Raw genomic sequence first — 12,818 nt, 5'->3', positions numbered from 1 at the left:
GTTATGATTTCTAAATGTTGTTTTGGCATTCGAAAAGTTGTCGTAAAATGTGAAGTGAATATTCCGTAGAATTTCGGACTGTCTGAGCGTAGCGAGTTTCTGAAATTCAGGAATAGAGGGATACATTTAGACAAGGTTTCGCCAGCCTAGACTTTTTGGTTTCTTTTTTTGGCGATGAAAAAAAGAAAAATTAACTACTATAAATTCTCTTAAAAACTAATAACACCCTTTTCAAATCTAAAAACCCTTTCCCCAGTATCTGAAGGGAGTAAAAAATTTGCACAGATTGCTTCTTATCGGTTGACATACAGTTATATATAACTATCCTAAAAACAGGGGTATGTACGCTGTTTTTTAACACTAAAGTCCATTAGTTTAGTACTACAAAACAATCAACATGGAAATCTGGCAGTATATACTCATCGCTATAGGTATACTAGCAGTCATTGCGGCTGTATATTATCTTATCAAAAGGCTTACAAAAGATATCGAAAAAGTCCACCATCTGCCTATCAGGGAAAAGGGATTTACAGAAATGCCTGCGGTACCCTTTATCATTTCAGAAACCATTGACACTGTCGTCAAGCTAGGATTAAGAACACAGGAATGTAAAATGGCAAAAGCGGGATTGAATAGAGAATACACTTTATACGACGCAAAAAGAGAACATACCTATACGCAAAATGCGTACACATTTATGTATGACACTGCGCCTATAGACAATAGTAAAGAAGAACGTGAAGACCTTTTAGAAAGATTAAAAAGGTCAACTGAAAAAGAGTTTTTGAATAAAACGCTTTTAAATACACATCTAAAAAGAGCGGAGTTTGCTAAGCATCAAGATAAGAATGAAACATTTACCAGTTTATTTTTAGATACTCCAGAAGATTTTACCATATCATGGACGAATTACTATAATATTTATAAGAATAATGCCAAAGAATATAAAGATGAGTACGCATCTATTTTAAAAGATCCCAAAGAAGCCACTAAGCAATTTTGGCCAATGATTTCTGAAAACGGATTGGCATATAACTTATTAATTCTCCAAAAAGTAGAAGGCGATCTTTTAGAGAAAGTGAAAACCACATTTCATCACGAATGGAAATCTCTTTTAAAACCTATTCATGAAGACGATGTATTATTTGCTATTGATCTGACTATTTTTAATCGGTTTGACGCTGCTCAGGTAGCAGGTTTTGATCGTTGGACACCAGGTGCTTTTGTGATGATGAAGCAAGACATTGTAAGTAAGAAACTACATCCTATTTGTGTTCAAATCTCAAAGAATGATGCAAGTGCATCGCAAATTTACACACAAGAAAACTCTACAGATGCTACTTGGATCTTTGCGCTTGCTGCAGCAAGAACAGCCGTGACGGTATACGGAATATGGTTAGGACACGTATATCATTGGCACATCGTATCTGCACCTATGCAAATGACATTATTTAATAATGTAAAGAAAGACCATGATCTTAGAAGATTATTAAACCCACAATCAAAATCATTAATAGGTTTTAATGACACTTTATTATTACTTTGGAAAGCCATCGGACCACCGACTTCTTTTGCAACGCCAGATTCCTTTTTAGATCTTACCAATACCTTTGCTACGGGACGTGAGTTTTTTGATGATGATCCCAAAGTGACTTTGAAAAAATTTGGGATTCATAAAAAAGACTTCTCAGAAAAAGAAGATTGGGATCGTTATCCCATTGTAAAACACCTATTATATTTCTGGGAAGCTTCAGAACAGATGGTCGATGTTTTTGTTGAGAACACATACAATACCGATGAAGCTGTCTTTCACGATACCCAATTACAAAAATGGATAGAAGCATCATCCGACCCAGAAGAAGGGAACGTGAGAGGACTGCCTGTGATGAGTAGTAGAAAAGAATTAAAAGCAGTGTTAACGAGTTTGGTGTACAGAGTCGTTGCTCACGGAAATTCTAGACAGATGCGATCCTTAGGACCTGGACTCTCTTTTGTGGCAAATTATCCTCCCTGTCTTCAAAAAACCGATGTTGTAGTTCCTGATGATACGAACTTCACTAAAAAAGATGTCTTACGTTATCTACCTAATACGGGTACGATAGGTTCTATGATGACATTCTATTATATCTTTATTTTCTCTGCTCCGTATGAACCTTTATTACCGTTGTATGGAAATGATACCGACTTATATTTTGATGATAAAGATGATCCTAGAAATAAAGCGTTGGAAGTATTTAGAGAAAAAATTGGAAGCTTTATACTTGATTATAGTGATGAAAATGCACCCTTGATTCATCAGTGGTCAGCGAGTATTGAGACGTAGGATTCCGTTTCTTTCAAGCTTTTATGTATCTTCTATAGTTTAGCTCCTTTTAGGAGTGTTTATTCCGCTTTCGCACTTCGGCAAGCTCAGTATAAACTTCTGCGTCACGATGTTCCTTGAAAGCATATACCAGAAAAAGCCCGTTTATGCCATAGATGTTGTATTCTTGTATAGGTGCATTATTAGCAAATAAAAATCTCATTATTGTATCTTTCAAAAAAAGAAAGTTATGAGAATTTTTATAGTGTTGCTTTTTCTCTCGGTAGGTGTTTCTATTTGTGCGCAAGAAGAAAATTATGAATTGGTATGGTCTGATGAGTTTGATGGAAATGGGGCTATAGATGCTACCAAATGGCATCACCAAACTTTATTGCCTAATGGGAACAGTTGGTATAATGGTGAAATACAACACTACACCAATCGTATGGAAAATTCTTTTGTGAGTGGTGGCACCTTGAAAATTGTAGCCAAATCAGAAACTTTTTCGGATCAAGGAGTAACTAAGTCCCATACCTCAGCACGCTTAAACTCAAAATACGCCTTTACCTACGGGTATGTAGAAATACGCGCGAAGCTTCCTACAGGAGTAGGAACGTGGCCCGCGATGTGGACGTTAGGGCAAAATATTACTGAACCAGGTGGATATTGGTCTGCATCTAATGGAACGACTTCATGGCCAGCCTGTGGAGAGATTGATATTATGGAACATTGGGGAGATAATCAAAACTTTGTGCAAAGTGCTATGCATACGCCCTCTAGTTTTGGCGATACTCAAAATAAAGGCGGACAAGTGGTTCCAGCAGCGTCCTCAGAATTTCATATCTATACCTTAGAATGGACGCCTGAGCAAATGATTTTTAAAGTAGATGGCGTGGAACACTACACCTACGATCCTCCTGTACAAAATCCTTCTACATGGCCTTTTGATGCGCCTCAATACATTTTGTTGAATGTAGCGGTTTTGCCCAATATTTTAGATTCTTTTGATGAAAGTGCCTTAGAAGTCGATTACATAAGAGTGTTTCAAGATCCAACCTTATCGCTAGAAGAACCAACGGTAGATGCCAGTATACAGCTTTTCCCTAATCCTGTTACAGATACTTTATCAGTACGAGTGCCCGCGGCTTTTCTAGGTGCTAGAGCAAGTCTCTATTTGCTGTCAGGACAAGAGCTTCACAATGCAGAGATTCAAAATGAGAACACGACTATTGATGTTTCTGAGTATGCAAAGGGCGTATATATTTTAACTCTAGAAAAGGAAGGACAACGTGTGATACGGAAAGTGGTAAAACGTTAATTAATCCATACACGCTTCCCAAACCGGATCTCCTTCTGGTAGTGGAGCGATAAACGTCATTTCTTCTTTTTGTACAGGATGTACAAACGTGAGTTTGCGAGCGTGTAAACTAATACTTCCGTCTTTATTCGATCGGTCAAAGCCGTATTTTAAATCGCCACGTATTGGACTCCCAATCGCCGTCAACTGACTCCGAATCTGATGATGTCTTCCTGTATGTAAATCGATTTCTAATAAGGAGAAGGTTTTTAGTTTTTTGATGACTCGATAGGTGAGACGGGCTTCTTTGGAATCTGGCACCGCTTTCGCGAAAGCATAACTTTTATTCTGCTTTGTATTCCGTTTCAGATAATGGGTCAGCGTCGCAGCTTCTGGCGAAGGATGCTCTTTGACCAGCGCCCAATAGGTCTTTTGCGTTTTACGTTCTGAAAATAATTTATTGAGTCGGCTGAGTGCTTTACTCGTACGTGCAAATACCACAATTCCACTCGTAGGTCGATCTAACCGATGTACAACTCCCAAATACACAGCGCCAGGTTTGTTGTATTTTTTGGCAATATATGCTTTAACGACTTCGCTTAATGGCGCATCTCCCGTTTTATCTCCCTGCACAATATCTCCCGCACGTTTATTAATCACAATAAGATGATTATCCTCGTAAAGGACTTGCAGATTTGTGGGTGTCGAAAGGGTATTATTCATTTTATTTTGTTGAGATTCAAGATCACTCGCTGTGCTCGCTACAGGAGTCAGGAATCAGGAGTTAAGATTCAGGACTACATCAAATCGAAAAACGATTTTAATGATTTATGGTCTTGGTTCTTTTTCGCGAAAGCGAAAAAAAACTCACGTCTCACCATTATTTAATACTGCTCCGATTCATTTGGGAAATCCTGAGATTTCACATCGGTAGCATATTGCTTAAAAGCTTCAGTCATAGCAGCATGCATATCTAGGTATCTTCTCAGAAAGCGAGGATTAAATTCGTGCGTCATCCCAAGCATATCGTGCGTGACCAACACCTGTCCATCGACACCACCACCAGCGCCAATTCCTATAATAGGAATGGTTAAACTTTCTGCTACTTCTTGTGCTAGCTTTGCAGGCACTTTTTCCAATACAATCGCAAAGCAACCTGCTCTTTCCAGCATCAAAGCATCTTCTTTAAGCTTGGCAGCCTCTTCTTCTTCTTTGGCTCTAACGGTGTAGGTGCCAAATTTATAAATAGATTGTGGGGTAAGCCCTAGATGTCCCATCACGGGAATCCCAGCGTGTAAAATGCGTTTCACACTTTCTTTAATTTCTCTCCCACCTTCTACTTTAATAGCATGGCCGCCACTTTCTTTCATAATACGTATGGCAGAGCGTAGAGCTTCTTTAGGATCACTTTGATAACTTCCAAAAGGAAGATCGACTACCACCAAGGCACGTTCTGTTGCACGTATCACAGAAGAGGCATGATAAATCATTTGATCTAATGTGATAGGAAGTGTTGTCTCATGACCCGCCATCACATTAGAGGCACTGTCTCCCACAAGAATTACATCAATACCCGCACCATCAACAATTTTTGCCATGGTGTAATCATAAGCGGTAAGCATCGATATTTTCTCACCACGCTTTTTCATCTCCGTAAGAGATTTTACAGTAATACGTTTATATTCTTTTTTTGCGACAGACATGAAGTTATGTTTTATGACACAAAAGTAGTAAATTACCTATCTATATGAATCATGAATCTTATGAAGGGTAAATATATTATTTGGGGAATGATTTTCGGACTTGTTTTTTTCGCTTTCGCGAAAATGACCACTGCACAAAATTCATCAGTATCTACAGAAGAAATTAAAGTAAAACAATTGGTAGAACGTTTTTTTGAAGGATTTCATAAACAAGACTCTACGATTATTAAAAGTGTGGTTCATGAGAAAATACTCATGCAATCCATCGGTAAAAATCAAACAGGAGAGATTGTATTGAGTAAACAAGACTTTAGTGGATTTCTAGCGTCTATTTGTTCGATTCCGGGTGACACAAAGTTTGAAGAACGCATTAAAAGTTATAAAGTTCAAATAGATGATAATGGGGCAATGGCAAATGTCTGGACGCCGTATTCCTTTTATGTGAATGGAGAATTAAGTCATTGTGGCACCAATAGTTTTCAGCTTTTTAAACGGGATGGTGTCTGGAAAATATTTTATATTGTAGATACGAGAGATCGAGAAGGCTGCGTTATGAAACGGGGGTAACCATTTATTTTAATTATTTCGTATTGATTAACTATAATTATGAAATATATTATAATTTTAATATTAACACTATTGTGTCAATTAATCGTTGCCCAAGAGAACGCTGATCAAGAATTCTATCCTGACCGTTTAAAAAACCACCCTTTAGGAGCAATTTCAGAAAGATATCAGTTGACATTAACTGGATATTTTGATGACTGTGGGGAATTTGGAGGACACAAAGAAATTATTAGACTTAAAAGGGAAGGTAAAGAATTAATAGCGACTTTAACTATTTATGAAAAGGATTGTAATAGGCGTTCTGGGTATGAAGAAATAAAAATCACTGAACAAAAAACATATAAGATTTCAGATGAAAAAGTTTCATTGTTTAGTGAATACTTAGGAAAACTTCTAACGATGTCTTTAAGACAATCTTTTCCTTTTCATGCAGGTAGGCATTATTATGCAGTACTAGGTTTTGAAGGTGAAGAAACTAGATTTAGAAATATTGATTTGCATTATCATGACACAGATTGGAGCTGGACTGAATTCGAAAAACTTAAAGAAAATATTATTAAATAACTATTTTCAAAAATGACATTCGCTCTTAACTTCGTACTTCTAGCACCTAGCAAATTTCAAATCACAAAAAAACAAATTCCAAATCACAAATCTCAAAAAAGAACAATACCTAAAAATTAGAATTGGTACTGATTCAATGATTGAGTAGCTTTCTTTTTATTAAACTTTTTTCATCTGAATAGGGTTGTTCCATATCTCGGTAGGTCATACAAATATAATGTATCGATTGCTTTTGTTCATTATTCAATGCATTATACATTTTAATTGTTAAGTCAATTCTTGTTTTCCCTATGATCCATTTGTGAGTTTTGTAATACTCATCTTTTACGTTTATTTCAGTTTCGTCAGTTAATATTCCTTGTACTTCACTTTCTCCAATAACAGATATTAATTGATTTTCAAGTTGAAGGAAAAAAGAAACTAAGGCATCTCGAAATACTTTGTCTTTTTTTATCCTCATATTTCTCGTATCATTATCAATATCCCATTCGTATCTGATTTGCTTAACTACAGAATCGTTTTTAGTAAAGACATATCTAATGATCAAATCTGTATCTGGGACACTATTATCTTTTCTAATAAAAGAGATATGGTTGATGTCATCAAATAGATTTTCGAAGGATGGATCATTTATTTTTCCACCAGTAAATTGATTTTCAAGATCAATATATTCAGCAAGAGTTTTTGAAGAAATATCAAGAGAATTCTCTTGAGATATCCCAATCTTTGATATCAGGAGTATAACATAGAATAAAGTAGTTTTAAAATTCATTTTATGATATTAAATGGTTTTGATTTAAAGGTGACAACTTACATTAACAATCCGACATTCCCACATTTACAGCAAGACCGCCTTCACTAGTTTCCTTATATTTTGTATTCATATCCTGAGCCGTTTGCCACATGGTTTCTATCACTTTATCTAGCGGTACTTTGGCATTGGCGGCATCGGTGTCTAGTGCCATTTCGCAGGCATTAATTGCTTTGATCGCTCCCATTGCATTACGCTCAATACAAGGAATTTGTACAAGGCCTCCTATAGGATCACAGGTAAGACCCAAGTGGTGTTCCATCGCGATTTCTGCTGCCATAAGCACTTGTTCTGGAGATCCTCCCATCAGTTCTGTAAGTGCTCCAGCTGCCATGGCGCTTGATACGCCTATCTCTGCTTGACAGCCTCCCATAGCGGCAGAGATGGTAGCTCCTTTTTTAAAGAGACTTCCTATTTCTCCAGCAACCAGCATAAATTTTTTGATGTCTTCAAAATTGGCATCGTGATTTTCAATGACCATATAGTACATCATCACGGCTGGAATCACGCCTGCACTTCCATTGGTAGGCGCCGTCACGACACGCCCTAAAGAAGCGTTGACTTCGTTAACGGCTAAGGCAAAGCAAGAGACCCATTTTAAAATTTCGCGAAAGCGGACTTCTGTCCCACGTATCGCTTCTATCCATTCATACTTGTCTTTATAAGGAGCTCCTTTTTGTAATTTCTGATGTGTATCATACGCACGACGACGTACATTGAGTCCGCCAGGAAGTGTACCTTCGGTATGGCAACCGGTGTACATAGAATCTAACATGACATCCCAAATTTGCTTGAGGCGTTCGTCTATTTCTTCTTCGGAGTTTAGGTAAAGTTCGTTTTCAAGAACAATTTGCGAGATGGGTTTGTTTTCATTTTTACAATAAGCAAGAAGATCTGTGGCAAGTTCGACAGGTCTTGGAAAACATTGAAACTGGTGTATTTTCAACTCCGCTCGTTTGCGTTCTTCCTGTACAACAAATCCGCCACCTATGGAGTAGAAGGTTTCTTCTATAATATGATCGCCAATATGGGCTTGAAAGGTAATTCCGTTAGGGTGAAAGGGTAAAAATTTTCGATTAAATTTGATATCCGTTGTAGGATCAAATGAGATGATGCGCTCTCCGTCAAAAGCAATTTCTTTATCAGCCTTGATCTGCGCAATCGTTGTAGGAATAGCATCAATAGCACAGGTTTGAGGGTCTGATCCAAGCAGTCCCATCATTATGGCTACATCTGTCGCATGGCCTTTCCCTGTGAGTGATAAAGATCCGTATAAATCTACGTGCAGATGATCTACGATGTCAAATTGATTTTCTTCTTTTAGTTTTTTGATAAAACGTCGCGCGGCACGCCAAGGTCCCAAGGTATGAGAACTGGAAGGACCGACACCTATTTTAAGCATATCAAATATAGAAATGCATTCTATTTCTTTTACTTTCATGTAAGCTGGTATTGCATGATGTAGTCTGTTTGGATTTCGGCGATCATATCGTATGGATGTGTTCCCGTGATCTTAAAACCACATTTTTTATAAAACCGAATTGCATCTGGATTTTCTTCCCAAACACCTAACCAAATGTAGTTTTTTTCTAGTTTCCGTGCTTCAGAAATCGAAAAATCTATTGCTTTTTTTCCAAACCCTTGATTGAGGTAGGGCACGTCTATATAGATGCGTTCGATCTCAAGACCGTCTTCTTGTTGAAATTCTGTTTGTGCCTGGCCTGTATTTAGTTTGAGATAGCCCACAATCGTATCGTTCTCTTTGATAAAATACCAATAGGAGTAAGGCGCTGAAAGTTGTTTTTCTAAGTGCGCTTTCGCGAAAGCGGACTCCACATACGTCTCTAATACACCCGGCTTGTTTTTATGTGCAAATGAATGCGTGTACGTGCGCGTAGCTAACGCCTTTAAAATAGAAACATCTTCCCGTTGAATCGAAATAAACTGCATCGTATAAAGATAGGGATGAAATGGGATATTGAGTTAATGAGATAATGATTTAATGGAATAATGATTTAATGGAATAATGAGTTAATGGGGTAATGAAATAATGATTTAATGAGGAATGTATTTTTTACTATCTAACCAAATAACAGCGTAAGCCTGAAATAGGTTGCCTTTTTTTATTAATTTAAATTAAGATGAAAAAGGCAAATGTTAAATGTATTTTTGATATGTCCTTGAAATTGGATTTAATAAAACAAATCTCAAAAAAACTTCTCGCTTCTAGCTCGTGGCTTCTAACACCCAATCTATGACTTTTGACTTCCAGCAACTACCTCTTCATTAGTAATCCCTAAATGTTTAGGAAGTTTATTGTCTCTGGGTAAGACGGCTAGATATCTGTCAAAATTACTTGTATAGACATTCTTATAAATAGGAGGACGATTGATGTCTAACATGGTGATCAGATCATGTATAAACTCTTTATGATGAATCAAATCGGTACTGCCTAAATGAAAAATACCGTGTAATTTTCGATTGATAATATAATGTAGCTGTTGACTAAATTTTGAATCGGTAGTGGTATTGATAATTAAATGTGGAAATACTTCTATAGGCTCTCCGAGCAATATACTGTTTTTAAGTTCGCGTACACGTGATGATTGTGCTCCAAATACCATTGGGAGTCGTACAATGGCATATTGTTTTTCAGGTAAATTACGCATAAGTAAGGTCTCAATACGTATTTTGAGCTTTCCGTAAATGCTTTCAGAAAGTGTTTTATCATTCTCATAACTAGGGTAGTGGGAGAAGGCATCAAAAACGTTAGCACTCGATAAGAAAACGACTTTACAGCCACTCAAAGCAGCATACTCCGTTATCAGTTGATGTGCTTCCAGCTGATCTGGAAAAGGACCCCTTACCGCAGAAATGATTACTGAAGGTTTTAGTTTTTTGAGCAATTCAAAAATATCATCTTCGACGAGATCATATCTAAAAAAGTGTTTATTATCACTATATATTTTTCCAGAGTGATAAGTGCCATACGTATCATAATAGCGATACAGCTCTTTATATAAGGCTGATCCTAGGAATCCAGAGGCACCCAGAATAAGTACTTTATCTTTTGATTTTTTGTAAGCGATAATAGGGGGAATTTTTAATTTAAGCTAGTCGGAAATCAGCTAAATTCCCGACTAGCTTCGTATTGTGTTATAAAATATCAAATTATCCTTTATAGAAAGGTGGTCTTACAACGGTTGCAGGTACTGCTTTCTTGCGTATCTGTATGTTAATTTTTGAATCTATTTTTGAATACGCAGTATCTACATATCCTAAACCAATTCCTTTTTCTACAGAAGGTCCCATGGTGCCAGAGGTAACGTGACCTATTTTTATACTTTCATCATCAACAATGTCATAACCCTGACGCGGGATACCACGCTCATCTAGAATAAAGCCTACTAATTTTTTGGTAACCCCAGCTTCTTTTTGAGCTTTGAGTGACTCACTGTTGACAAAGTCTTTGGTGAATTTTGTGACCCAACCTAAACCAGCTTCTAGCGGAGAGGTAGTATCATCTATATCATTTCCATATAAGCAATATCCCATTTCTAGACGTAGCGTGTCACGCGCTGCAAGTCCAATAGGCTTAATACCCCAATTTGCACCAGCTTTAAAGACGTTATTCCAGATCATTTCTGCATCTTTATTATGGCAGTAAATTTCAAAACCACCACTACCTGTATATCCAGTAGCGCTGATAATAACGTTTTCGGCACCAGCAAAAGGACCTACTTGAAAGGTATAAAATTTAATGGTAGAAAGATCTGTTTTTGTAAGCGATTGCATCGCTTCAGCTGCTTTTGGTCCTTGAATAGCAAGCAATGAGAAATCTTCAGAAATATTTCTAAGAGTTACACCATAGGTGTTATGCTTATTGAACCAAGCCCAATCTTTATCAATATTAGAAGCATTGACCACAGCTAGGTATTCATTCTCTTTGATACGGTATACGATAAGGTCATCTACGATACCGCCTTCTTCATTTGGTAAACAATTGTATTGCGCCCCACCGATGCCAATCTTTGAAATATCGTTAGAACAAATACGTTGTAAGAAATCAAAAGCCTTCTCACCTATAACAAGAAATTCTCCCATGTGGGATACATCAAAAACGCCTACGCCTTTACGAACAGTTTCATGTTCTGCGTTTACGCCTTCATAAGATACGGGCATATTATATCCAGCAAAAGGAACCATTTTTGCTCCTAATGATTCGTGTATTGCGGTTAATGCAGTGTTTTTCATTTATGTCAAATTTTGCTGCACAAATGTACGTAAAATGAAAACCTAATAATAGCTTAAAATTAGGTGTGTTGTTGCTTATTATTTTTAATCTATATCTTCTTTTTTTTACTATAAATCCAAGCAAAGTAATTTTTTTCTGCAAAAGCGCGTCCCCAACTATTATGACCTACATAGTCATATAAGGTAAGTTTAGGGGTAGCCCCAGCTTTTAAAACAGCTTTGTACATCACTTTAGAATAAATAGGAGGAACGACCTTATCTTCATTTCCGTGAAAAATCCATACAGGCGTTTTTGTAGCCCATTCTGAAACTGTTTCTGGGTTTCCACCACCACATATAGGTGTCGCTGCCGCAAATAGATCAGGTTTTCTGGCAAGAAGCTCAAAAGTACCCATGCCACCCATAGACAAACCACTTAAATAAATACGACTGGTATCAATATAGTCTTTATCCAGATACTCATCTATTAATGCCATGACAGTACCCATTGCCCAAGTAGGATCACTTTGTTTTGGAAATTTAAAGACGTTTGTGTTTCTTTTGTCATCTCTTTTAATGTCTACTTGTGCCCAATAATCATCTTCTGGGCATTGTGGAAAAATAACAATGGCAGGATAATTGGCGCTTTGTTTTATAAATAGATCACTACCGTGTTTGAGCTGTGCTTCGTTATCACTGCCTCGCTCCCCAGAACCGTGTAAGAAAATATGAAGTGGATATTTTTTAGATTCATCAAAATTTACAGGTTTAAGAATACGATAGTTCATCGTTTGTTCTTGATGTTCAATTGCGCCTTTACCAAAAGTTGGTTTTTGAGCAATCGCGGTATATCCTATACATAGGATAAAAAGAAAAAGGAGTCTCATAGTTACAAATTTGAAAGGTGTAAGATAACTAAAAGAACTAGAATGTGTAAAAAGGAATCTATACAAATAGTACATACTAGAGAAGATTATACAATGGATTTTTTTTGTTTTACACGCTTTCGCGAAAGCGTATGTCCTATGAAAAAAGCAGGTAGAAGAGCGCTATTATATTTTAGTAAAGATTTATAAGAATATTGTTTTGTAACTAATAAATAGTAGTATATTTGCACCCGCAAACACCAATTCGGGGTGTACCGTGCTAAAGCTTGGCAGGTCTAGCTCGGTTATCGCGCCGCGTTTGGGACGCGGAGGTCATCACGCTTGAGGCGTGACCACCCTGAAAAAAAGAGTATGTTCGTATATATTTTATATAGCGAAAAACGTTCAAGATAGTATGTAGGTCAAACTGCAAATATTGAAGAAAGATTGAGAAGACACAACCTAGGTATAGTTC

12 protein-coding genes are annotated in these 12,818 nt (G+C 37.0%); 4 read left to right on the top strand and 8 right to left on the bottom strand.

Going from position 1 to position 12,818, the window contains the following annotated elements:
- The first annotated feature begins 397 nt into the window (after window positions 1-397).
- Together Q0505_RS00360 and Q0505_RS00355 are read left to right on the top strand one after the other, a co-directional pair.
- Window positions 398-2,323 (top strand): lipoxygenase family protein, encoded by a 1,926-nt coding sequence (locus Q0505_RS00360; RefSeq protein WP_299207466.1) that lies wholly within the window; start codon window positions 398-400, stop codon window positions 2,321-2,323.
- A 229-nt stretch (window positions 2,324-2,552) separates the two neighbouring features.
- A complete protein-coding gene (locus Q0505_RS00355) occupies window positions 2,553-3,620 on the top strand; it encodes a family 16 glycosylhydrolase (protein ID WP_299207463.1) in 1,068 nt (355 codons plus the stop codon).
- On the opposite strand, the gene Q0505_RS00350 is transcribed toward Q0505_RS00355, so the two are convergent.
- Complete coding sequence (locus Q0505_RS00350) at window positions 3,621-4,322, bottom strand: RluA family pseudouridine synthase (protein ID WP_299207460.1); 702 nt, start codon at window positions 4,320-4,322, stop codon at window positions 3,621-3,623.
- A 161-nt stretch (window positions 4,323-4,483) separates the two neighbouring features.
- Window positions 4,484-5,302 (bottom strand): 3-methyl-2-oxobutanoate hydroxymethyltransferase, encoded by an 819-nt coding sequence (gene panB / locus Q0505_RS00345; protein ID WP_299207457.1) that lies wholly within the window; start codon window positions 5,300-5,302, stop codon window positions 4,484-4,486.
- 60 nt (window positions 5,303-5,362) lie between these two features.
- On the opposite strand from panB, the gene Q0505_RS00340 reads away from it, so the two are divergent.
- Together Q0505_RS00340 and Q0505_RS00335 are read left to right on the top strand one after the other, a co-directional pair.
- The gene (locus tag Q0505_RS00340; protein WP_299207454.1) at window positions 5,363-5,869 is read left to right on the top strand and encodes a nuclear transport factor 2 family protein; all 507 of its coding nucleotides are present in this window, start codon (window positions 5,363-5,365) and stop codon (window positions 5,867-5,869) included.
- Window positions 5,870-5,908: 39 nt separating this feature from the next.
- Complete coding sequence (locus Q0505_RS00335; RefSeq protein ID WP_299207451.1) at window positions 5,909-6,433, top strand: hypothetical protein; 525 nt, start codon at window positions 5,909-5,911, stop codon at window positions 6,431-6,433.
- A gap of 133 nt (window positions 6,434-6,566) precedes the next feature.
- On the opposite strand, the gene Q0505_RS00330 is transcribed toward Q0505_RS00335, so the two are convergent.
- The 6 genes from Q0505_RS00330 to Q0505_RS00305 form a co-directional block, all read right to left on the bottom strand.
- On the bottom strand, window positions 6,567-7,205 hold the full coding sequence (locus Q0505_RS00330) for a hypothetical protein (protein ID WP_299207448.1): 639 nt from the start codon (window positions 7,203-7,205) through the stop codon (window positions 6,567-6,569).
- A 43-nt stretch (window positions 7,206-7,248) separates the two neighbouring features.
- Window positions 7,249-8,685 (bottom strand): L-serine ammonia-lyase, encoded by a 1,437-nt coding sequence (locus Q0505_RS00325; RefSeq protein WP_299207445.1) that lies wholly within the window; start codon window positions 8,683-8,685, stop codon window positions 7,249-7,251.
- The gene (locus Q0505_RS00320; protein ID WP_299207442.1) at window positions 8,682-9,194 is read right to left on the bottom strand and encodes a GNAT family N-acetyltransferase; all 513 of its coding nucleotides are present in this window, start codon (window positions 9,192-9,194) and stop codon (window positions 8,682-8,684) included. The genes Q0505_RS00325 and Q0505_RS00320 overlap by 4 nt, the downstream gene beginning before the upstream one ends.
- A gap of 302 nt (window positions 9,195-9,496) precedes the next feature.
- Window positions 9,497-10,297 carry a sugar nucleotide-binding protein gene (locus Q0505_RS00315; protein WP_366519354.1) on the bottom strand — a complete coding sequence of 267 codons (801 nt, stop codon included), beginning with the start codon at window positions 10,295-10,297 and terminating at the stop codon, window positions 9,497-9,499.
- A gap of 118 nt (window positions 10,298-10,415) precedes the next feature.
- Complete coding sequence (gene gcvT / locus Q0505_RS00310; protein WP_299207440.1) at window positions 10,416-11,498, bottom strand: glycine cleavage system aminomethyltransferase GcvT; 1,083 nt, start codon at window positions 11,496-11,498, stop codon at window positions 10,416-10,418.
- An 89-nt stretch (window positions 11,499-11,587) separates the two neighbouring features.
- Window positions 11,588-12,364 carry a prolyl oligopeptidase family serine peptidase gene (locus Q0505_RS00305; protein WP_299207437.1) on the bottom strand — a complete coding sequence of 259 codons (777 nt, stop codon included), beginning with the start codon at window positions 12,362-12,364 and terminating at the stop codon, window positions 11,588-11,590.
- Window positions 12,365-12,818 lie beyond the last annotated feature (454 nt).

This window comes from uncultured Dokdonia sp. (assembly GCF_937910895.1).
Lineage (GTDB): Bacteria > Bacteroidota > Bacteroidia > Flavobacteriales > Flavobacteriaceae > Dokdonia.
The sequence above is the reverse complement of the archived record's forward strand: the minus strand, read 5'-3'. Positions and strand labels throughout refer to the sequence as shown.